This window comes from Vibrio sp. SCSIO 43140 (genome assembly GCF_023716585.1).
GTDB lineage: Bacteria > Pseudomonadota > Gammaproteobacteria > Enterobacterales > Vibrionaceae > Vibrio > Vibrio maritimus_B.
On sequence record NZ_CP071850.1, the window covers coordinates 2735097 to 2756764 of the forward strand.

Sequence of the window (21668 nt, forward strand, 5' to 3'; positions counted from 1 at the left end):
AATGTTTGATTACGAAGTCTTACGATTCATCTGGTGGGTTCTGATCGGCGTATTGTTTGCTGGTTTCGCTATCACCGATGGTTTTGACATGGGGGTAGGTGCACTAGTGCCTATCCTAGGTAAAACGGATACTCAACGTCGTGTGATGATTAACTCTATCGCACCGCACTGGGACGGTAACCAAGTTTGGCTAATCACGGCTGGTGGTGCGCTATTTGCTGCTTGGCCACTGGTTTACGCAACGTCGTTCTCTGGTTTCTACCTAGCCATGATCCTAACTCTAGCAGCGCTTTGGCTACGTCCAATCGGCCTAGATTATCGCTCTAAACTAGAAGACAAAAAATGGCGTAACGCTTGGGATATCGGTATCTCAATCAGTGGTTTCGTTCCACCGCTTATCTTTGGTGTGGCGTTTGGTAACCTGCTACAAGGTGTTCCATTCCAGCTAAGCGACTTTATGATGCCGACTTACCACGGTTCATTCTTCGGTCTGCTAAACCCGTTCGCACTATTGTGTGGTCTAGTGAGCTTGTTCATGATCCTGCTTCAAGGTTCCACATGGCTACAAATGAAGACCACAGGCGATATCCATACGCGTGCTCGTAATACAGCGCAGCTAATGGGTCTACTAACTGTTGTTGCTTTCGTTGGTGCAGGTTTCTGGATCCAAGGCATCGATGGCTACTTAGTGGTAAGCAGCCTTGATGGCAACGCAGCGTCAAATCCTCTAGTTAAAGAAGTGGTTCGCGAAGCGGGCGCTTGGATGACAAACTTTGAGAAGTACCCACTGCTTTGGATTGCACCAGCACTTGGCGTGGTAATGCCTCTTCTAGCGGTTCTTGCTTCTCGTCTTGAGAAATGTGCAGTGTCGTTCATTGCGTCTTCTCTAGCGAACGGTGGCATCATCTTTACTGCTGGTTTTGCAATGTTCCCATTCGTAATGCCTAGCAGCATGAATCCAAACCACAGCTTGACCATGTGGGATGCGACGTCAAGTGAGTTGACTCTGAACCTAATGACAGCGGTAGCGTTTGTTATGGTTCCAGTAATTCTTAGCTACACAGCGTGGACTTACTACAAAATGTTTGGTCGTCTTGATGACAAGTTCATCGAAGAAAACAAGAATTCACTATACTAAGGAGCATTTAACATGTGGTATTTCGCTTGGATTTTAGGTGTTCTTCTGGCATGTGCATTCGGCATCATCAATGCACTTTGGCTTGAACACAGTGAGATGATGGACAAAGACAGTGAGTAAGCTTAACCAACAGTTAGAGCAGATTCACAAGCCGATGGATAAGGTGCTGTTACGCGCCTTATCTCTGGTGCTTGGCTTTGCCAACGCGGGTCTATTTATGTGGAGTCCTGAGGACTATGACGCGGCCATTGGCGGCTTTGCCCCATGGTTAGGCTTAGTGTTCGTGCTATCGCTCTGTTCGAGTATGGTTTATGGCATTGGCTTCAAACCAAGGTTTTGGTTGTGGCAGGTGGTGTTTAGTCCATATTTATCGCTAACTGTGTTGAGTTACTTAACGTTAATGTACGTTTTCTAGGAAAAGCCCGAGCCATTGCTCGGGCTTTTTACTTTTTGAAACAATGAAATCCCCGTAATCGCTAATATCTTCATCAGTTAAGTGTAAATTTTGGCACTTTAATCAAAAATTCTTGTCAGCACTTATAACAATCACAATCACTTGCGTTATATTAGGGCGTAGATTTAATTAGGAAGTTATCAGTTTGTCTCAGTTATCATCGTATTTCGAATTCCCTGTGACCGTTTATTACGAAGACACGGATGCAGGTGGTGTCGTCTACCATTCGAACTATCTCAATTTCTTTGAACGCGCCCGTACCGAGCTGCTTAGAAGCAAAGGTGTGAATCAGCGCGTGTTACTCGAAGAGCACACCGGCTTTGTGGTTCGCCATATGGATATTGATTTTATCCGTGGTGCCCGCCTTGATGATCATCTCACGATAAAAACCTATATTTCTGAATTTAAAAAAGCATCGCTTACTTTTGCTCAAGAAATTGTTGACCAAGAGGGTGTGACAATTGCGAAAGCACTGGTTAAAGTGGCATGTATCGATAATGTTAAAATGAAGCCGAAGGCCATTCCTTCGTCTATCGTAGTGGAGTTAAAAGACAGTGACGGCTGATATTTCGTTTGTAGACCTCATATTAGAGGCGAGTCTACTGGTTCAATTAGTAATGCTGATTCTAATGGGGATGTCAGTCGTATCCTGGGCGATGATCATTAAACGCAGCAAAGTCCTGAAAGAAGCAACCAAAGAGTCAGAAACCTTTGAAGACAAATTCTGGTCTGGTGCTGACCTTGCGCAGATCTACCAAGATGTGAAAAAGCGCAAAGACGATCTGTCTGGCACAGAAGAGATTTTTTACAGCGGCTTTACTGAGTTCCTACGCCTTCGAAAATCTAACGCGGATTCTCCAGCCTTTATCATGGAAGGGACAGGACGCTCGATGCGCGTTGCGGTTTCTCGCGAAGTAGAAGAGCTAGAAACTAACCTGCCATTTTTGGCAACCGTTGGCTCAATCAGTCCATATATCGGTCTGTTTGGTACCGTGTGGGGTATCATGCATGCGTTTATCGCTCTGGGCGAAGTGAAACAGGCAACGCTTGCCATGGTAGCACCAGGCATCGCAGAAGCACTGATCGCAACGGCAATGGGTCTATTTGCTGCAATTCCAGCAGTAATGGCTTACAACCGCCTGAGTAACAAAGTCAGTAAGCTTGAGCACAACTACGCAACCTTCTCAGAAGAGTTCCACAGCATCCTGCACCGACAAGCGATGGCAGGTAGGGAGCAGTAATGGCGGGCTACCAACCCAAAAAACGCAAGCTCACCTGTGAGATCAACGTCGTACCTTACATCGACGTTATGCTTGTGCTGCTTATTATCTTCATGGTGACGTCGCCTTTTATTACTCAAGGTGTCGATGTTGAGCTGCCAAAAACGTCTACCGCCAAGCCAGCCTCTGAGCTAGCCGGCGATACAGACGCAAGCTTCATCATCGTTGAAGTCGACCGTGACGGAAATTTAGGACTAAGCGTGAATAACGAAGACGTTCAACGCGGTCTTAGTCTGCAAGATATTATCGTACGAGTCCGTGCTGAGCTTTCTATCAATCCTGACTCACCGGTCGCGGTGGGTGGTGATGCAGCGACCCCTTATGCTGAGGTGGTATTGCTGCTGGATGAGTTAAGCCGTGCAGGTATTCCAAAGGTTGGCTTGTTAACGGACATAAGGGAATAGTCGTCGCAGCCGTATGAAAAGCAATAAGAACAACAGAAACAGCTACGGAAAGCCGATTGCGATCTCTTTGTTTGCTCACGCACTCTTGATCGTCGCTCTGCTGTGGGGCACTGATTTTAATATGACGAAATCAGAGCCTACTGGCATGGTGCAAGCCGTTGTGATTGATCCTGCGAAGGTCCGTCAGCAAGCGGCGGAAATTCGTAAGCAGCGAGAAACCGCTGCTAAGAAAGAGCAAGACCGTCTCGACAAGCTTCGTCGTGAAAGCGAGCAGCTTGAGAAAAACCGCAAAGCAGAAGAAGAGCGTATTCGTAAGCTGAAAGAGCAGCAAGCGAAAGATGCTCAAGCCGCACGTGAAGCGGAGCAGCGCCGCAAGGTTGAAAAAGAGCGTGCAGAGAAGGCAGAAGCGGAGCGTAAAGCGAAAGAAGAAGCCATCCGTATTGCTGAGCAAAAACGTGTTGCTCAGGAAGCGGCTATCGCCAAAGCAGAGCAAGAGCGCTTAGAGAAAGAGCGAGCAATTAAAGAAGCACAAGAAAAAGCGCAGCGCGAAAGAGAAGCAGCTGAGCGTGCAGAACAAGAGCGCATCGCCAAAGAGAAAGCAGCGGCAGAAGCGGCAGAGAAAGCACGCCAAGAGCAAGAGCGTCTTGAACGTATTGAGCGTGAACGTAAAGAACAAGAGGCGGCACTTAACGATATCTTTTCAGGACTAGAAAGCGAAGCGCAGAACAACTCTGCGGCGCGTTCGAGCCAGGTAGATATTGAGCTTGCGAAAATGGGTGAGATATATAAGCAGCTGATTCAGCAGCACATCCTCACTGATTCGAGCTTTCGCGGTAAAGAGTGCCGAGTCAATCTACAGCTGATCCCTGCTGGCGATGGCGCCATTGCAGGGGCAGTGAAAGTAATCGAGGGTGATTCGAGACTGTGTAACGCTACCAAGAGTGCGATATCACAGGTTCGTTCATTTCCTCTTTCAGAATTTCCTGAAGTTAATGCTCAGCTAAAGAACATTAACTTGACGTATAAGCCACAGTTATAAGGAAACACCTGTGATTAAGCGAATATTCCTAGGAATGGCGTTGGTGATGAGCATGCTTGCTCAAACGGCTAACGCTGCATTAGAACTTGTGATTACCGATGGTATCGATTCGGCTCGTCCAATCGCTATCGTTCCTTTCAAATGGGAAGGTGAGGGCAAACTGCCACACGATGTATCGGCAGTGATCTCATCAGACTTACAGCGCAGCGGTAAGTTTAGCCCTGTAGCGACCAGTAAAATGCCACAAACACCTTATGATGCATCAGCGATTAACTTCGAAGCTTGGACATCAATAGGCGTGGATTCACTGCTCACCGGTAGCATCGTTAAAACCGCTGAAGGCAACTACGAAATCAGCTACCAGTTGGTTGATGTGGTACGTGGTCAGTTGACGGGCGGCAAATCAAAAGCACTGAGCGACGATGGTCAACTTGTTCTATCGAACGACCATGTTCTGTTTAAGAAGAAAGCAACCGTCCCTGGTCCACGCATGCGTGAATACGCGCACCGTATTTCAGACTTAGTTTATGAAGAACTAACGGGTGAGCGTGGCGCGTTCTTGACGCGTATCGCTTATGTCGTTGTAAAAGACAACGATGAGTTCCCGTATCAGATGCGTATCGCTGACTATGACGGCTACAACGAAAAGCTAGTACTTCGTTCAAAACAGCCGCTTATGTCACCAGCATGGTCACCAGATGGTAAGAAGCTCGCTTATGTAAGCTTCCAAAATGGCCAGGCTGAAATCTTCATCATGAATATCTACACAGGTAAACGTGAAAAGGTAACGTCATTCCCTCGTCACAATGGTGCGCCAAGATTCTCTCCTGATGGGAAGTCTCTCGCAATCACTTTGTCGAAGACTGGGCAACTGCATGTATATACGCTAAATCTGGAAACCAGAAAACTGCGTCAAATTACAAGTGGTCGATCAAATAATACGGAACCGTACTGGAAACCAGACGGCAATTCCCTTATTTTTACGTCGGATAGGGGTGGTAACCCTCAGATTTATGAAGTAAATTTGTCTGACGGTAAAACTAAACGAATCACGTGGCAAGGTAGCCAAAACCTCGGTGGGCAGATCACCCCTGATGGTCGCTACCTAGTGATGGTTAATCGTTCTAACTCGGGTTTTAATCTTGCTAAGCAAGATCTAGAAACTGGCTCGGTACAGATCCTCACGAAAACGCTGCTCGATGAATCACCAAGCATCGCACCGAATGGTGGCATGGTGATATACAGTTCCATTTATAACAAAACTAACGTCCTTTCTATGGTATCCATCGATGGGCGATTTAAAGCTAGATTACCGGCAACAAACGGTCGCGTTAGAGCACCGGCTTGGTCACCGTTTTTATAGCAATTAAATTTTTTAGGTTAAGGAAATAACAATGCAATTAAACAAAGTTTTTAAGGGGTTGCTAATCGCACTGCCAGTTCTTGCAATGACGGCATGTAGCTCAAGCGACGACGCTGCGTCATCTACAGGTGCAGAGACTAACAACCAAGCGCAACAAGAAACAACAGTTGCTACACCAATTGATGAGAATGCACAGCTATCTGAGCAAGAGCTAAAAGAAAAAGCACTTCGTGAAAACCAAACGATTTACTTTGCATTTGATAACTCTACTATCGCTGGTGACTACGAAGACATGCTTGCAGCACACGCAGCTTACCTAAGCAAAGACGTGTCTCTAAAAGTAACTATCGAAGGTCACGCTGATGAGCGCGGTACGCCTGAGTACAACATCGCACTAGGCGAGCGTCGTGCTAACGCTGTTGCTAAGTACATCCAAGCTCTTGGTGTACAAGCAGACCAAATCTCTATCGTAAGCTACGGTGAAGAGAAGCCACTAGTACTAGGTCAATCTGAAGACGCGTACGCGAAAAACCGTCGCGCAGTACTAGTTTACTAATCCAATCTGCCCAAGATTGAAATGTTGCAGCGTTCGCGCTGCAACATTGTCGTTTTAGGGCTCGGCAGTTAAGGACCCTACCTTTATGAAAAGTAACATTAAGCGCGTTGTTACGCTTACGTTACTAGCCGGAACGGCAAGTGCTGCACTTGCTGCACAAGCTCCGGTTACCGACTTGAGTGCAACATCTTCTTCGGCAACCGCTGCCTCCATTACAGCGGCATCTGCTGCTAATGAAACTGACGTTCAGCGCCTAGAGCGCCTATTGCAAAACCGCAACCGAGTGCAACTGCAAATGCAGCAACAACTCGATGAAATGACGCAAGAAATCGCGACATTACGTGGTCAGCTAGAACGCAATACTTATGACATGGAGCAAATGCTTCAGCGTCAACGCGAACTCTTTATTGAGATCGATAAACTTCGCTCTCAATCGGGTGCTGCCGCCGTTGCAGTTCCTGTCGCTAAAGAAGGCGGCAAAACAGACGGTAAGTTCACCACTAACGTCGATGAGCAAACTGCGTATCAAAACGCCGTTGACCTTATCCTTAAAAAGCGTGACTACCAAGGCGCCATCGCAGCCTTTAAACAGTTCCAAGTCGACTTCCCAGAGTCTACCTTCACACCGAACAGCCACTACTGGCTAGGTCAGCTTTACTTCGCCAAGCGTCAAGACGCTGAAGCAGAGAAGAGCTTTAAAGCGGTGCTAGAATTTAAAGATTCAAACAAGCGAGCAGATGCGCTAGTTAAGCTGGGTGACTTGGCGAAACGCGGCAATAAAGCGGATGTTGCGAAGCAGTATTATGAGCAAGTGATCAGCGAGTATCCTGGTAGCTCTTCTGCTAAGGTTGCGCAGTCTAATTTGTAAGGAAGTGGCGTTGGGAGTAGGTGAGTCCTTAAGTTCCCAACGCGCTTTGAGAAGCCCCTGCGTGGGCAGGCGCGCGGCTAGTGGGGTGACGATCCTTTTTAGATTCAATGATCGCTTAAAGCACGCTATCAACACATACAACTCCCAAGAAGATCGTCATTCCTGCGCAGGCAGGAATCTACCCCCAACGCGCACCAACACTAACCCTATAAAACCCCAAAATTCCGCTCCGCGGGGCAAACTATCAACTCCTTCGCCCCTTTAGCCCACTTTCTATTCAACTTTGGTCGATTAAGTTGGCAGTGCCTTTGTTCTCAATGTCAGATGAGTGTACAATGCTCGGACTATTTGGAAGTAGCATAGAGCAACCGCTATGAGCCACATCTTAGACTCAATTGATACGGTATATCCGTTTCCCCCTAAGCCTGTTCCGTTAACGAATGACGAGAAGCAGCAATACATTGCAAGTATCAAATCGCTATTAGAAGAAAAAGACGCGGTTCTGATTGCGCACTATTACACTGATCCAGAGATCCAAGCTCTTGCTGAAGAGACGGGCGGATTTGTGGGTGACTCGCTAGAGATGGCGAAATTTGGTAATCGCCACGACGCATCAACATTGATCATTGCTGGCGTTCGCTTCATGGGCGAATCGGCAAAAATTCTAACGCCTGAAAAGCGCATTCTAATGCCAACGTTAGAAGCTGAGTGTTCACTTGACCTTGGCTGTCCAGCAGACAAGTTCTCTGAGTTTTGCGACGCACACCCAGATCACACTGTGGTGGTTTACGCTAATACGTCTGCTGCGGTAAAAGCGCGTGCAGATTGGGTCGTAACGTCAAGCATCGCCCTTGAGATCGTTGAACACCTAGACGCGGAAGACAAACCAATCATTTGGGGACCGGATCGTCACCTAGGTTCGTACATCGCTAACCAAACCGGCGCAGACATGTTGCTGTGGCAAGGCGAGTGTATCGTACACGACGAGTTCTCCTCGAAAGCATTGCGCGATATGAAGTCTGTTTACCCAGATGCAGCGATTTTGGTGCACCCAGAATCACCAGCTAGCGTGGTTGAACTGGCAGACGCCGTAGGCTCTACCAGCCAGCTTATCAAGGCAGCAAAAGAGCTACCAAACAAACAGCTTATCGTAGCAACCGACAAAGGTATCTTCTTTAAGATGCAGCAGTTGGTTCCTGAGAAAGAGCTGATTGAAGCGCCAACAGCGGGTAACGGCGCAACGTGCCGCAGCTGTGCTCACTGCCCTTGGATGGCAATGAACGGTCTTAAAGCGATTGAGAAAGCGCTGAAAGATGGCGGCGAAGAGCATGAGATCTTCGTTGACGAAGCGCTACGCGTGAAGTCACTGATTCCGCTCAACCGCATGCTAGATTTTGCAGAGCAACTGCAAATCAAAGTAAAGGGTAACGCGTAAATCGCTGATTGATTGATAAATAATCTAGCGTAGAACACACAAAACCAGCCTTAGGGCTGGTTTTTTCGTATATGATTAATACAGAAAACAACAGGCATAAGGACAGTCGTGGTTATCTGGATTCAACTTCGAAAGTGGCTTCACAGTCATTTGTTTGAGCTCAAGTTTCGAACGCTGATGATAGCGTTGCTGCTCTATGCCGTGATCTCTTGGGCTCTGCTCTGGTTAAGTGGTGAAGCAGACCTCACTTTGCCTATCTCACAGTTCATCTACTTCATCGTGGTGACCGCATCGACGGTCGGCTACGGCGATCTTTCTCCCTCGACAGAAGCAGGGCGATGGGTCGCGATTCTCTTTGTAATACCTGGTGGTTTGATGTTGTTTGCTGCCCTTTTAGGGCGAGTAGCCGCATTAGGTCTAGATTCTTGGCGCGCCGGTCAACTCGGAAAAAGGAAAGTAAGAGTGGAAAACCATATTTTGATGTTGGGTTGGAATGGACAACGAACCATTCACCTTATTCGTATGCTTCAACACGAAGAGACTGGCAGACGTCCCATCGTTCTTTGCAGCCGCTCAGACATTGAGAACCCGCTGCCGGGAGAGATTTCGTTCGTGAAGGTCAATAGCTACACCGATGGTCGCGAGATGGAGAAGACCAACATCGAGTCCGCTAGCTGCATCCTTATTGATAACCCCGAAGACGATATTACCCTATCGGCAGCACTCTACTGCGCGAATCGTAATCCAGACGCCCATTTGCTGGTTTACTTTAAGGACGAGGCGCTAAGCGATTTACTGCATCAACATTGTCCTAACTCTGAGTGTATTCCAGCGGTAGGCGCTGAGATGCTCGCAAAAGCCGCGGTCGATCCCGGCTCCAGTGCGCTGCATCAAGAGCTACTCAGTTCCACACGTGGAATGACTCAGTATTCCGTTATCTATCCAACCAGTTCTAAAACCACAACAGTGAATGCTCTGTTCCAGTGGATGAAGGCTGATTACCAAGCGACCTTGATTGCTGTCGACGTGGGTGAGGGCATTGTGCTCAACCCAGAACTTGATTTAGAGCTTAAACCAGGTGCTAAGCTTTTCTATATCGCAGACGAGCGCATTGATACGTTTCGTTGGAAAGAGGCATAAAGTAGGGAGCTCGAGCTTTTTGTACTGGAGCATCATTCGCCTCATCAATGAAAATTATCGTTACACTTAAAAATATTTATTGATACGGATGCTCATCCTGTATATTATGCGCGCGTTTTATAGCAATTGTGAATGAACGTTCATTCATTTTTTAAGGTAATCATGCCATGCGCGTTAGTCTGTTGTCGGTTTCCATTGTCACTGCGATCTTTTCAAGTTCAGTGGTGTTTGCTGCCAATACATCAGTGTCAACCTCACACTCTTCTCTTCCTATCACTAAGGAAGCGATGCAGTATGAGAGCGATCTAGAGCAAGCCAATGCTCGCCTCGAAGAATACGAGGTCGCCATTGATACGCTCAAAGATCAAGAAACCCGTGATCAAAAAGCGATTGACGATCTTCGCTATGCGAAAAAGTACTACCAAGAGATCAATGGACTACCGATGTTCAGCTTTTTGGGCGGACCTGCATACACACCAGAGCAAGGCTTACTGGTAGCGGTTGGTGGTTTGTATTCTTTTAAAACCGATCGCTCACAGTCCGAGTTGCAGCGCTCTAGTGTCTCTGCGTTTGTCATTGGTAACTACGTGGATTCCGAAGTGGGCTATGGCGTGCGTGCAAATCACGACTTGTATTGGAACAACAACGATATCCAATTCAAGGGCAACTGGACTGCAGGCTCACAAGGTAAACACTATTGGGGTATCGGCTACGACGCTGCTCAAGATTTTGAGTTTGGCGATGTCACCCAGTACGAAGCAACAGTAAACAATTACCAGGGTAACTTGATCTATCGAATCGCTGGTAACTGGTTTGCGGGACCTGCGCTTAAGGTGAATTACTTTAGCCCAACGAGCGAGCCAGACTCAGCGTTACTAGACGAGAACTTCAATAAGTTCAAAGACAAACCATTTACGTGGGGTATTGGTGGTAGCATTCAATACGATAGCCGCGATGTTGCCGTCAACGCCTGGAGTGGTTCTCTGTTTCGTACAGAAGTACTCGCGTTTAGCGAGGCGCTCGGCAGTCAGGCTGAATATCAGAAGCTGGATGTGGAGTACCGTAAATTTCACAGCTTTGTGGAAGGTCGAGTACTTGCAGTGTTAGCGCACTACCAACAAGCGTTTGGTGATATTCCTTACTACGATATGCCAGAGATAGGCGGCGCAAACTCTATGCGTGGCTACTACCAAGGTCAGTATCGAGACAAGGTTGCTGCTGAGGTCACCGCTGAGTACCGACATACTTTCCGTCGAGACTCAGGTGTTCTATCGAACCATGGTATGACGGCTTGGGCAGGCGTTGGTTCGATTGGTGACTCGGTTGAAGATCTCTCGGGTCATGCGATTCTTTCTTATGGTGTCGGCTATCGGTATGAGCTGCAACCAAGAATGAACATCCGTCTTGACCTAGGTATGGGAAGGCACGGCGCAGCGTTCTATTTCAACTTCACTGAAGCGTTTTAATCTTTGTAAACGCGCCAATCATTTTAAGTGGTCTCGCTAAGGAGACCACTTACACACATCCACCACTCATCACAAACAAATAGGTAACTAGGTTTGAGAAAGGTTATTAGTCTTTGGGTATTACTACCGCTTCAAATGGTATGGAGTTCGGTTTATGCAGCAGGAACTGATTACGGCACGGACAGTGAATTAATCCAGCAAGTAGAGCGCCAAAAGAATCAAGCGCACTGGAGCGGCTTGCCAATTTGGGGGGAGCAAGTTAGAGAGATGGGCTATGAGCTGCCTATTCCGGTGGGTTTTGGGATCTATATGAATACCCAAGATGTGGAATACGTCGCGACCGACGATTTTCATGTGAACGCCGTGGGTGGTGTGCTAGGTGGACTCGGGCATAGCCCGTTAAGCCAGTGCAAGCGTACTCCAGGTATGGATTGCAGTCAGCAATACAGTATTCCGGCAGAAGATGTTCGTATTACTGGTCAAGATAAAAGTATCCAATTGCGCCTAGATGCATGGGTGTTCCCTTTCTTAAACGTTTATGGATTGGCTGGCTATACTAAGGGCAGTAAAGAGATTTTGGCGGATCTGTCGAACGCGAAAATGGGTGACACTGCGTTTCCTATCCCAGCGACGTTGCCGCTTAACTTAGAGTATGAAGCGTACAACTTAGGTTTGGGCTCAGTATTGGCAACCCAGTTTGATGTAGCAAAGGGCATTAACCCAGTCATCTTGACCGTTGCAGGTGCCGTAACTAACTCGTGGACAACGACAACCGATAGCACCATCTTAACTAAGATTGCCGCGGTGCGCGTGGGTCAACGTTATGACGTGCCATATGGCAAGCTTGCGTTGTTGGTGGGTTATCAGTATCAGAGTATTGAACAGAACATTACGGGTAGCTTGTCAGACCTCGGTGTGCTCGCAAATGAGTTACAGTTTGATGTAGATTTAAAAAGTAAGCACACCTCCAACATGTCGCTTGCTGCAGTGTATGACTTTGGTTACCAAAAAGAATGGAACCTCATGGCGGAGTATAGCTTCCTAAACTGGAATCAGCTTATCGTGTCCATGGGTTATCGTTTCTAACTTTATCGTTTTTAACTTTATTGCTAGTAGCGAATGATTTAGCGCTTCTAAAAGAATAACAACAACGTTGGCGAAAAAAGGGCCCCTGCCAATCATGGTAGGGGCCCTTACTATTTGGGGCTGTATCTAACGATGAGCTTATTGCTGCTCCGCCAATACCGCGCCTTTTTGAGTGATACCGCAAAGCATCATAGGGACAGCGGCGAAAATCTCATTAAACTGCTCTAGACCTTCGATACCTTGCGCTTGCAGTGTCGCGATAGATGTTTCTGGATCGAACAACATGCTCAAAGAAAGAAGCACACCGCCAAGCAGCGCGTTATCTTCGCTGTTCTCCGGCATTAGAGTTTCCCAGTCATCACGAGCAAGTTGCCAGCCTTGAAGCACACCCTCACAGAAATCTTTGGTCTCTTGAGTCACGATCTCTTCTTCATCCAGACCACAGCCTTCAGGCCATTGCCATTCGCCATCAAGAAGAGCTGGACGGTATTCATTCCAAAGAGTAATGACCGCTTGAGCGTAGCTCTCTAATTGCTCGCCTGAAGTAAACGGCGCAACTACTTCTCCACCCCATAAAAACGGTAGCCATTCTTCAGGTGGCAAAGTGTGCGGGGCAGATGCCATAGAAGTCACAAAGCCTTGAGTCTGCGCGTTATTTAGCAGTTTTCCTTCTAGCTCAGGAAGGGAAAGTATGTCTTTTAGTTCCAAAATGCTTTACCGTTAGGGCTGAATTGAGAATTACTTGGGTATAGTAACAAGCTAGACCATAATTACCTAGCATGGTCTTGTTCCACACGAAGAAAAGGACACACTTCGCACGCTATGGTTATTAAAGAGTCGCTGAAAAAGAAAAGCATCATCGCTCTGGCCGTTTACTTGGCCTTGTTTATTGCCATCTTTGGTAGTATTACCTATTGGGTTGTGGAATCGCCTGTCCGCGCCAAGCTTGAGCAAAACCTCGATATCCGAAGTGAGTTCCTCGCCGCTGAAATCTCTTCTCCTCTGCATAGCTCTTTAGGCGTTCTAAAAAGTATTGTCGCTATGGGCGAGTCTATCGAAGATCGCAACGCCCTCGACCAAGCACTTCGTCAGGTATTTAAGCTCAACGATGGCATTGCCGTTAGTGGCGGCATTTGGCCAGAGCCGTACTCCATCGATCCCAACGAGAAGCTCTCGAGCCTGTTTTATAACCGAACCGCGGATGGAGAGGTCGACAAGATCGATCTCTGGAACAATCCAGAAGCTGCGGGTTATCACGTTGAGCCTTGGTATACCTCGGTAAAAGATAAGCCAACCAATACCATTACATGGTCAGAAGTGTATGTGGATCCCTATACCCATGTTCAGATGATCACAGCCTCAGCGCCTTATTATCTCGATAGCAAATTTGCCGGTGTTGCCACTGTCGACTTGTCCCTAGAGAACCTGATCAGCTTCGTAAAAGGCAAAGCGCGCGAGCACGATCTTGGTGTGATTGTTCGTGATGCCAACAACCAAGTCATTACCGAGCACAACTTTCGCGTCGAACGCGATATCTATATCAGTCAGCTAAACTTCGGTGACTTCAACTGGAGTCTAGAGGTGGTTAATGCCAGAAGGCTTGTGGCAGATGAGGTATTTGATATCGTAATGGGCGTTGAATATGCCATCGTCCCGGTGATGATACTGTGTTTGATGTTTGGCTATTACCTCATCAACCAATACCTGATTAAGCCTATCGCCGTCATTGCCAAAGAAGTGGATGACTCGCGTCACAGCGGCAGCATCGATATTAACTACAAAAGTCCCGATGAGATTCGCTACCTCATAGACAGTTTCAACCAGAAAACCGTCTACCTCGACCAAGAACGGATGAAGGCGCAAGCGTCAACCAAGGCCAAAACTGCGTTCTTAGCAACGCTCTCTCACGAGATCCGAACACCAATGAATGGAGTACTGGGTACCGCTCAGATCTTATTAAAAACCGATCTGTCTGTTGAACAGAGAAAGCATCTAAAAACCCTTTACGATTCAGGCGACCACATGATGTCGCTGCTTAATGAGATCCTCGACTACTCGAAGATTGAGCAAGGGCATATCGAGCTCGATAGCCACCCATTCCCGCTAAACTCCATCATAGGCAGTATGCACAGTGTGTATCACACCCTATGTAACGAGAAAGGCCTTAAGTTTAGCGTCTACTCAGAGGTGGACGATGAGCGCTGGTATATGGGTGATAAGGCGCGTCTGCGTCAGATTCTCTTTAACCTTCTTAATAACGCCGTGAAGTTTACCTCGCAAGGCACCATTGAGGTATTCCTGTCTGAAGAAGTCAGACATAGCTCTAATATACTGACTATCCGTGTGAGAGACACGGGTATCGGCATCTCACCAGAAGCACAAGCACGTATCTTCAAGCCATTCGAGCAAGCCGAGTCGAGCACCACACGTCGCTTTGGGGGAACTGGGCTAGGCCTTGCTATCGTTAAAGAGATCGCGTCTGTAATGGGCGGAGATATCAAACTCAACAGCCAAGAAGGCATTGGTTCTGAGTTCGAAGTTACCGTGAAGCTCGAAAGCTGCGAACCAAAACAGCTTGATGTTCATATTGAGCGTAAGCTCGATTATCGAGGTCTGAAAGCACTTATTGTTGAAGATAACCGCACCAACACCATCATCATCGACACCTTTATGAAGCGCAAAGGCTTTATCACATACTCGGTGGTTAATGGTGAAGAGGCGCTCAAAGCGGTAGCTACGCAAAGCTATGATCTCATCCTCATGGATAACCATATGCCAGTGATGGATGGGGTAGAGGCGATCGCCGGTATCCGGAACATGCCTGGCAGAGAAAAAGACACCCTCATCTTTGGTTGTACCGCAGATGTCTTTAAAGAGACTCGCGAACGCATGATGGGCGCGGGTGCCGATTTCATCGTCGGTAAACCTATCGACGAACGCATCTTGGACGATGCCCTCTACCAGTTTGCCAATAAGCTGTTCCAGTTTACTGACGGCAAACGCAGCAACGTCACCTCAATTGGCAGTTAACGCTTTAACCTTACGTTAGCGCCTCTAAATCAACGCCCTTACACCGAAGCATAGTGCTACAAAGCGAGCACTATGCGCTAATCAACACTCTAACTTCTATTCTCACCCAGCTTCTCTTCCGACGACTTCAATTTACGTGTAGCAAACCTACAATTTTGAACCGATAACCCGCTGACTTTAAGGGTTTTAGGGTTATGTTTGTAATAAAACTACAACAAATAGCGAGTTTCACTACTTTGAATCCCAAAACTGGTGATTAATTTACTTCCTGGCTTAAAATACGGAATGTAAAACTGCTAATAAGGTGGTCTAATAGCGCCCTAATCTGGATGGTTAGATATATCCAGTCATATGAGTCGATATTCGATTTAATGTTAGTTTATTGTCCTGTGAGATTGTAAGTGAAACCGAAAGCTCCTTTCTGTATTCGTAACGCGGCTGCTGACACCTTTGCAATGGTCGTGTTCTGTTTTGTGTCTGGTATGTTGATTGAAGTGCTTGTCTCAGGCATGACCTTCGAACAGTCATTGGCATCACGTTTGTTGTCTATCCCTGTGAACATCGCCATCGCATGGCCATACGGAGTATTCCGCGACTGGGCGCTTCGCCAAGGTGCGAAAGTATCAACGTCTGGCCCTATGAAAGCGTTCGCTGACCTAGTGGCTTACGTAGCATTCCAGTCACCCGTCTACGCAGCGATCTTGTTTACGGTTGGCGCATCAACAGACCAAATCATTACCGCAGTGTCGAGTAACGCAGTCGTGTCTTGTGGCATGGGCGTATTATACGGCTACTTCCTAGACCTTTGTCGCCGCTGGTTCCGCGTACCTGGTTACTACCAAAGCGCATGATTTGCCGATCATTTGATCGAATTAATCACAAAGTAAGCAAACAATTAAAAAAGCGCACCTTTTTTCCCTTTTAGGGTTGACCAAGCGGGGCGGAATCATTAAATTACCACCCCGTTAGCCAACAGCGCTAACCAAATCAAAATACGGTGAGTTGTCCGAGTGGCTGAAGGAGCACGCCTGGAAAGTGTGTATACGGCAACGTATCGAGAGTTCGAATCTCTCACTCACCGCCACATTCTTGAAGAAAGACGTCCTTGGACGTCTTTTTTTGTATCCAAATCAGTTGGTTATCATCCAACGACGTCCTGAATCTTCAATAACATCCACGCATTTGATGTATAGCAAAATGTATAGTTAAATCATTTTGCCGGCATGCCATACACTTTTGAGACAAGAAACAAGTTCAAACAGTATACTTTTTGTATCGTCATTGACTATGACTATTCTTCTATTAAAGTAAATATCATGGATGAAGAGAGTAACCCTACAGAGGTGGCTAATATTGAGCACAAGGAAAGTGACCAAGAACTTAGTAACTTTCTGGTTAAAAATGGCTTTCAGTACTCTAGCGATGGAACGGTGACAATTTCTCAGGGTGACGTTGAATCTGCTGCTCAACTACTCCTAACGTCGGGAATCGGGGGCAATAATGAAGTTAACGCATACTCTAAGCTAAAAGCTTCCAAGCAAGTAGTGTTTGAGTAGGATACTGCTTTAAGCTGTGTGAGTCATAGAGATCTAGTCTAGTTGAAAAGATACCTATGAATCACACAGTTTATGTTGTACGAATTAGTACAGGTCCCTTTTTAAGCCGACTTCATCAAATACACTCATGAACTCACAATTACTTTTTAGGTCTTGAGTTTGCGGGCAATCTAAAAACTGCATGCTAATTACGATTAGGTGAAGTTGGTAGAATTCGGTAAACGTTACTAACGTTCGATAATGAGTTTTTCTAGCGCTTAAACTAAATCCATTTGAATCAGATAGCCTCTCTGTTATCATTTTTACAGTATTGCAAAATATTCTTACTGCGTTATATATGCGTTCTTCTTGATCTATTAGTACGATAAGCTCATTAATATCAGATTTGCTTCCATTACTGTTTCTTGCGTCGGTAATTAATTCTCCCAGCTTGTTTACAGCATTAATGCCTTGTAATGAGCAGTTTCCTAAATTGGGGGGGAAGTTGAGATGGAAATTAGAAAATGATGACTTCTGAGCTTCAATCAAACTAAAAAAATATGTCTCAAAGGATCTTAGCTTTTCACTGTGTTGATTTCTTTTTACCTCGGCACGAAGCTCTATGTTCGCTTCATTTTGTAAAGTTAATGAGTGTATTAATAGAATCAAAGAGATGAAACTCAGTATTGGACCAATTAGCCCGCCTACGAAATCACTGAACCTAACCCAGTCAGCTGTGCTTTCTGACAGCCCATATCCTAGATTAAAGTAAAATTGAATAACATATGATGCTATGACAATTAGCATTAATGCTACAGCTGCTATCGAATACCTATTTAGCATCAGCTATCCCTTCGATTATGTATTTGATTATTCGGCCATGTTTAGCTCTCTGAGAGTGCGCTTGTAGTTTAATGGTTTTCCACTTTTTTTTATCCGGGCCGATTACGTTGTTTACATGAAGGTTATCAGATAACTTTTGCTTAAGAACCTTATCACGCTGTGGATAATGTCCAGGTTGGGAAAAACCGAATGCGGTAGTCCCTATTTCGCCTTTAATTTGAAGTCGGCCGTTTCCAGTGTTGATGTTGAGACGCGTAATACTTGCTTCCAACGTTATGATCGATTTGTCTGTTTTAGGCTTTAATACTTCACCAGTTGCACGGTCAAGTTTGGCTAAAACGACCATTTCTTTTTTACTTTTGTTTTTATAGTATCTAAGTTGTACTTTTTGATTGAAGTTATTAGAAACAGTATGTAAATGTCCTAATGCAGATACTCGAAGCTCTTCGACCAATTTCTCGGTTAGTTCATCGCCGAGCTTTTTTAGTATACTTGTCGCCTTTTTTGATAAATCGGGACTCTCTTGGTATAAGGCTTCGCTCATAAAGTATGTTAGAAGTTCGATGAAGGCGGTTTTGCCTATTTTCTTGTAGTTTTCTTCGAGAACTGGATCATCAATTGACAGAGCGAATGTTTGAATGAACGAGCCCTTGAAGCTTTGTCTTAGTTGAGTCCTAATTTTATTGCTATGGTGTAGTTGTTTGGGTACGTGTTTTGTTAGCAATGTTTCTGCAACTTTTCTCGTAACTTCGGATGCTCCTTTGAAGGTATCCAGCCCAGAGTTCATATCAATAGAGAAGTCCTTTCCACTATCCACCCAAACGTCAAAATTTACGTCCATAACTAGCCTTAATTATTATTTATAGAATAGATTTTAGTCTGGATATGAAAGCGCAAATTAGCAGTTATAGCAATAGCTTAAGGTCGGTTTATAGTGGTTTAATGATCCCGGACACCAAATTAGGTGGTAAAGTCTCCACCACAAATGAGGTGTTCAATGACAAAACGACAACGACGTACATTTTCTTCAGAGTTCAAAGTAGATGCCGCAAGCTTGGTTCTTGATCAAGGTTACTCGATATCTGAAGCGGCATGTTCTCTAGATATCGGTGATACGGCCTTACGACGCTGGGTCGATCAACTAAAGATTGAGCGTGGCGGAGAAACTCCAACGGTTAAAGCTCTAACGCCAGAGCAACACAAGATCCAGGAGCTAGAAGCTAGGATTAATCGCTCAGAAAGAGAAAAATCCATACTAAAAAAAGCTACAGCTCTCTTAATGTCGGACGAACTCGAACGTTCTCGCTAATTGACCAGTTGAGGGAGCATAAACCGGTCAAAGTTCTTTGTGAGCTGTTCGATGTCTCGTCTTCCTGCCACTACGAGTTTAAACAACGAAAGCCGGATGCCAGTCGCATTCGGTTGGTCCGCCGAGTTAAGCAGCTTTTTAACATGAGTCGTGGCGCTGCTGGTAGTAGAACATTTGCTTCTATGCTGCAGTCTGAAGGCTTCGATGTCGGACGCTTCAAAGTACGCAAGCTTATGTACGAAGCCAAGCTGGTAAGCAAACAACCAGGTTCGCATCGCTTTAAGCAGGCTATGCTAGAGCAACCAGATATCCCTGATAGGTTGAAGCGTGAGTTTTCTGTTTCCACTCCAAATGAAGTTTGGCGTGGCGATATTACTTACATCTGGTCCGGTTCAAAGTGGAGTTATCTAGCGGTTGTACTCGACTTGTTTAGTCGTCGAGTCGTGGGTTGGGCGCTATCAGACAAACCCAATGCAGAGTTGACCTGCAAAGCCTTGGATATGGCTTGGGAACAACAAGACCGACCTAGCGACGTGATGTTCCACTCAGACCAAGGAAGCCAATACAGCAGCCTAAAATACCGTCAAAGGCTTTGGCGGTATCGCTTCACTCAGAGCATGAGTCGCCGAGGTAACTGCTGGGACAATGCTCCTATGGAGAGGTTATTTAGAAGCCTAAAAACCGAGTGGATACCAGCAACGGGATACCTGACCCAAAATCAAGCAAAGAGGGATATCAGCTATTACTTGATGGATTACTACAATAGGCAACGGCCTCATCAAGCAAATGATGGGCTATCGCCAGTTACTGCCGAAAATCGGCTTAAATTAGTGTCCGGCATTTGTTGACCACTACACTCGATTCAATGCTCAATGTAGTTACCTTGTTTGCTAAATCTGAGATTTTATCCAAACGGCTATTCTATAGGGTATCTAGTCAAGGTCTAGGGGGCGTGAGTGTCAATCTGTTCGTATGTGTTACCGAATAGTGAGCTACATCAATAAACTAAGCCACTAATCAATTGATAATTAGCCATGTAACTGTAGTCTTTATGTAAATCGAAACACTAACTAGGCGGAATTAGTTTGAAATGGAATTATTAGTTGAATGTTTGAAAGAGATGTCAGAAGAGCAATTAATCTCAATGCTTCCACCTGGATCTGCAGAGTTTGTCGATGGTCTGATAGATTCTGAGACTTTTTTAAGAGATAAGATAGTGAATGCAGTTGCTCTGTCAAGTGCTAGTCGCTTCGTAACTGAAAAGGTAATGCGTGAAGAGTTGATAAACACTCTATCCCCCAAGATGTTAAAGAAGATTTTTCCTAGTTATGACAATCCTAAGAGGGAAATAGGTAGTGAACACTATAAGCATGCCATAGAATGGACAAATACTCCCGAAAACCAATTACTTTTTGCTGAGAAACTAGGGATATTAGATGAATTGATTGCAATGCAATCGACGAATACCAAAGTTCGCAGTATATGTCGAATCAGTCCAAAGTATAAAATGTACCCTTATCAGAAAAAAATCTCTGATAAAGCGTTGTCCCAACTTAAAACGGAAAAACGTCTATTAATTCATCTACCTACAGGGGCTGGGAAAACTCGAACAGCTATGAATATAGCAGTAGAGCATCTTAGATGTTCTCCAAACAATCTTGTACTGTGGCTAGCAGACCGTGAAGAACTGTGTCAACAAGCATTTGATGAGTTTGGTAACGCCTGGAGGCTTTGTGGTGTTAGAGATACTACTGTGTATGGTTTTTATTCTTCCAGCAGTGAGAGCTTAGGCGGTATTGATAGTGGGTTCATCGTTGCGGGTCTCCATACTTTAAATTCGATTAGAGATAAGGACTCGCGTAAACTGCAACTGCTCTATGAAGAATTACGAAAAAAGGTGACATTAGTTATTTTTGACGAAGCTCATAAAGCGATTGCAAATACTTATCAAGCAGTTACTGAGGATTTTGTTGAGAGTGATAAGTTTAATGCAAGGTTGATTGGGCTGACCGCGACACCCGGACGTACGTTTGGGTGCGAGTCTATTGAAAGTGAAAACTATAAGTTAGCTAAGTTCTTTCATTTTAATAAGATATCGATGGCTGTATCTGGGTTTGTTTCTCCTATTGATTATCTAGTTAGCAATGGCTATCTAGCAAAAGCTAATTTTGTATCATTGAATTACTTACATTCAAAAGTAACTGGCTATAATCTGCAAGGAGAGGGGGCGAGGAGCACTTTTCAGGCTCTTGCAGATAACCAGTCTCGTAACAAAGTTCTCTTAGAAACTATTAAAAAAGAAGCTGATTCGGGTAAGCAAGTGATTGTTTTTGCTTGTTCGGTCTCACATGCTCAGCATTTATCTACAGCATTGAACTGTCTCGGAATTACAAGCGCTTCAATTGACAGCAAACTAGATACTAGTGAATCCAGACGATTTAAAATATCTCAATATAAGAAAGGAGATATCCAGGTACTAACCAACTTTAACGTGCTAACTGCTGGTTTTGATGCACCTCAAACAAGCGTAACTGTCATTGCTAAGCCAACCAATTCATTAGTGGAATATCTTCAAATGGCAGGGCGGGCAATGAGAGGTACAAAAAGCGGAGGGAATAAAGAATGTTGGATTTATAACGTACATGATGATATCCCTGAATTTCAAAGTATAAATTTAGCATTTGAACACTGGGATCAAATGTGGGCAGAGGTTGGTTAATAA

General features: G+C 45.5%; 22 protein-coding genes and 1 tRNA gene. 20 read left to right on the forward strand and 3 right to left on the reverse strand.

The genetic code is table 11. The features are described 5' to 3' along the window. Window position 1 precedes the first annotated feature (1 nt). The 14 genes from cydB (at window position 2) to J4N45_RS13210 (ending at window position 12229) form a co-directional block, all read left to right on the forward strand. A complete protein-coding gene (gene cydB, locus J4N45_RS13145) occupies window positions 2-1138 on the forward strand; it encodes a cytochrome d ubiquinol oxidase subunit II (RefSeq protein WP_252011741.1) in 1137 nt (378 codons plus the stop codon). A gap of 12 nt (window positions 1139-1150) precedes the next feature. Beyond that, on the forward strand, window positions 1151-1258 hold the full coding sequence (cydX, locus tag J4N45_RS13150; protein WP_000270284.1) for a cytochrome bd-I oxidase subunit CydX: 108 nt from the start codon (window positions 1151-1153) through the stop codon (window positions 1256-1258). After that, complete coding sequence (gene ybgE / locus J4N45_RS13155; protein ID WP_112481006.1) at window positions 1251-1553, forward strand: cyd operon protein YbgE; 303 nt, start codon at window positions 1251-1253, stop codon at window positions 1551-1553. Before cydX ends, ybgE begins: the two co-directional genes overlap by 8 nt. Window positions 1554-1737: 184 nt before the next feature. Next, entirely contained in the window at window positions 1738-2157 is a 420-nt protein-coding gene (ybgC, locus tag J4N45_RS13160) for a tol-pal system-associated acyl-CoA thioesterase (RefSeq protein WP_042472009.1), read from the forward strand. Beyond that, window positions 2147-2833: a protein TolQ gene (gene tolQ, locus J4N45_RS13165; protein ID WP_252011743.1), complete on the forward strand. Its 687-nt coding sequence runs from the start codon at window positions 2147-2149 to the stop codon at window positions 2831-2833. The genes ybgC and tolQ overlap by 11 nt, the downstream gene beginning before the upstream one ends. Then, on the forward strand, window positions 2833-3276 hold the full coding sequence (locus J4N45_RS13170; protein WP_042472013.1) for an ExbD/TolR family protein: 444 nt from the start codon (window positions 2833-2835) through the stop codon (window positions 3274-3276). Before tolQ ends, J4N45_RS13170 begins: the two co-directional genes overlap by 1 nt. Before the next feature lie 13 nt (window positions 3277-3289). Continuing rightward, a complete protein-coding gene (gene tolA / locus J4N45_RS13175; RefSeq protein WP_252011745.1) occupies window positions 3290-4315 on the forward strand; it encodes a cell envelope integrity protein TolA in 1026 nt (341 codons plus the stop codon). A gap of 34 nt (window positions 4316-4349) precedes the next feature. Continuing rightward, window positions 4350-5678 carry a Tol-Pal system beta propeller repeat protein TolB gene (gene tolB / locus J4N45_RS13180; RefSeq protein WP_394151779.1) on the forward strand — a complete coding sequence of 443 codons (1329 nt, stop codon included), beginning with the start codon at window positions 4350-4352 and terminating at the stop codon, window positions 5676-5678. Window positions 5679-5709: 31 nt separating this feature from the next. Next, window positions 5710-6234 carry a peptidoglycan-associated lipoprotein Pal gene (pal, locus tag J4N45_RS13185; protein ID WP_042472015.1) on the forward strand — a complete coding sequence of 175 codons (525 nt, stop codon included), beginning with the start codon at window positions 5710-5712 and terminating at the stop codon, window positions 6232-6234. Between the two features lie 85 nt (window positions 6235-6319). Next, complete coding sequence (gene ybgF / locus J4N45_RS13190) at window positions 6320-7102, forward strand: tol-pal system protein YbgF (RefSeq protein ID WP_234495598.1); 783 nt, start codon at window positions 6320-6322, stop codon at window positions 7100-7102. Between the two features lie 373 nt (window positions 7103-7475). Next, window positions 7476-8537, forward strand: coding sequence for a quinolinate synthase NadA (nadA, locus tag J4N45_RS13195; protein ID WP_252011750.1), 1062 nt, complete (start codon window positions 7476-7478; stop codon window positions 8535-8537). A 150-nt stretch (window positions 8538-8687) separates the two neighbouring features. Next, entirely contained in the window at window positions 8688-9677 is a 990-nt protein-coding gene (locus tag J4N45_RS13200) for a potassium channel family protein (RefSeq protein ID WP_503056902.1), read from the forward strand. A 167-nt stretch (window positions 9678-9844) separates the two neighbouring features. After that, window positions 9845-11143: a BamA/TamA family outer membrane protein gene (locus J4N45_RS13205; protein ID WP_252011754.1), complete on the forward strand. Its 1299-nt coding sequence runs from the start codon at window positions 9845-9847 to the stop codon at window positions 11141-11143. Window positions 11144-11236: 93 nt separating this feature from the next. Beyond that, window positions 11237-12229, forward strand: coding sequence for a hypothetical protein (locus tag J4N45_RS13210; RefSeq protein ID WP_252011756.1), 993 nt, complete (start codon window positions 11237-11239; stop codon window positions 12227-12229). A gap of 138 nt (window positions 12230-12367) precedes the next feature. Here J4N45_RS13210 and J4N45_RS13215 read toward each other — a convergent pair whose 3' ends face one another. Further along, a complete protein-coding gene (locus tag J4N45_RS13215) occupies window positions 12368-12937 on the reverse strand; it encodes a UPF0149 family protein (protein ID WP_252011758.1) in 570 nt (189 codons plus the stop codon). A 114-nt stretch (window positions 12938-13051) separates the two neighbouring features. Between J4N45_RS13215 and J4N45_RS13220 the strand changes: the two genes are divergently transcribed. The 4 genes from J4N45_RS13220 (at window position 13052) to J4N45_RS13235 (ending at window position 16815) form a co-directional block, all read left to right on the forward strand. Then, entirely contained in the window at window positions 13052-15259 is a 2208-nt protein-coding gene (locus tag J4N45_RS13220) for a hybrid sensor histidine kinase/response regulator (RefSeq protein ID WP_252011760.1), read from the forward strand. Window positions 15260-15660: 401 nt separating this feature from the next. Further along, window positions 15661-16110, forward strand: a complete 450-nt coding sequence (locus tag J4N45_RS13225; RefSeq protein ID WP_128650480.1) for an L-alanine exporter AlaE — start codon at window positions 15661-15663, stop codon at window positions 16108-16110. Between the two features lie 145 nt (window positions 16111-16255). Beyond that, window positions 16256-16343: transfer RNA gene (locus tag J4N45_RS13230), tRNA-Ser, on the forward strand. 232 nt (window positions 16344-16575) lie between these two features. Continuing rightward, window positions 16576-16815, forward strand: coding sequence for a hypothetical protein (locus J4N45_RS13235; protein ID WP_252011762.1), 240 nt, complete (start codon window positions 16576-16578; stop codon window positions 16813-16815). Window positions 16816-16899: 84 nt separating this feature from the next. Here J4N45_RS13235 and J4N45_RS13240 read toward each other — a convergent pair whose 3' ends face one another. Then, a complete protein-coding gene (locus J4N45_RS13240; protein WP_252011764.1) occupies window positions 16900-17637 on the reverse strand; it encodes a hypothetical protein in 738 nt (245 codons plus the stop codon). Beyond that, on the reverse strand, window positions 17627-18478 hold the full coding sequence (locus J4N45_RS13245) for a hypothetical protein (protein ID WP_252011766.1): 852 nt from the start codon (window positions 18476-18478) through the stop codon (window positions 17627-17629). Before J4N45_RS13245 ends, J4N45_RS13240 begins: the two co-directional genes overlap by 11 nt. Before the next feature lie 156 nt (window positions 18479-18634). Between J4N45_RS13245 and J4N45_RS13250 the strand changes: the two genes are divergently transcribed. Together J4N45_RS13250 and J4N45_RS13255 are read left to right on the forward strand one after the other, a co-directional pair. Beyond that, a protein-coding gene (locus tag J4N45_RS13250; RefSeq protein ID WP_252011768.1) for an IS3 family transposase occupies window positions 18635-19794 on the forward strand; the annotation gives its coding sequence in 2 pieces (ribosomal slippage) (window positions 18635-18902 and window positions 18902-19794; 1161 coding nt in all). Window positions 19795-20036: 242 nt separating this feature from the next. Further along, window positions 20037-21665, forward strand: a complete 1629-nt coding sequence (locus J4N45_RS13255) for a DEAD/DEAH box helicase (protein ID WP_252011770.1) — start codon at window positions 20037-20039, stop codon at window positions 21663-21665. The last annotated feature ends 3 nt before the right edge of the window (window positions 21666-21668 follow it).

Bases quoted from the DNA above. Each gene is read 5' to 3' on its own strand.
- cydB (WP_252011741.1), top strand. From the start codon at position 2: ATGTTTGATTACGAAGTCTTACGATTCATCTGGTGGGTTCTGATCGGC.
- cydX (WP_000270284.1), top strand. From the start codon at position 1,151: ATGTGGTATTTCGCTTGGATTTTAGGTGTTCTTCTGGCATGTGCATTC.
- J4N45_RS13170 (WP_042472013.1), top strand. From the start codon at position 2,833: ATGGCGGGCTACCAACCCAAAAAACGCAAGCTCACCTGTGAGATCAAC.
- tolA (WP_252011745.1), top strand. From the start codon at position 3,290: ATGAAAAGCAATAAGAACAACAGAAACAGCTACGGAAAGCCGATTGCG.
- tolB (WP_394151779.1), top strand. From the start codon at position 4,350: ATGGCGTTGGTGATGAGCATGCTTGCTCAAACGGCTAACGCTGCATTA.
- pal (WP_042472015.1), top strand. From the start codon at position 5,710: ATGCAATTAAACAAAGTTTTTAAGGGGTTGCTAATCGCACTGCCAGTT.
- ybgF (WP_234495598.1), top strand. From the start codon at position 6,320: ATGAAAAGTAACATTAAGCGCGTTGTTACGCTTACGTTACTAGCCGGA.
- nadA (WP_252011750.1), top strand. From the start codon at position 7,476: ATGAGCCACATCTTAGACTCAATTGATACGGTATATCCGTTTCCCCCT.
- J4N45_RS13205 (WP_252011754.1), top strand. From the start codon at position 9,845: ATGCGCGTTAGTCTGTTGTCGGTTTCCATTGTCACTGCGATCTTTTCA.
- J4N45_RS13220 (WP_252011760.1), top strand. From the start codon at position 13,052: ATGGTTATTAAAGAGTCGCTGAAAAAGAAAAGCATCATCGCTCTGGCC.
- J4N45_RS13235 (WP_252011762.1), top strand. From the start codon at position 16,576: ATGGATGAAGAGAGTAACCCTACAGAGGTGGCTAATATTGAGCACAAG.
- J4N45_RS13240 (WP_252011764.1), bottom strand. From the start codon at position 17,637: ATGCTAAATAGGTATTCGATAGCAGCTGTAGCATTAATGCTAATTGTC.
- J4N45_RS13245 (WP_252011766.1), bottom strand. From the start codon at position 18,478: ATGGACGTAAATTTTGACGTTTGGGTGGATAGTGGAAAGGACTTCTCT.
- J4N45_RS13255 (WP_252011770.1), top strand. From the start codon at position 20,037: ATGGAATTATTAGTTGAATGTTTGAAAGAGATGTCAGAAGAGCAATTA.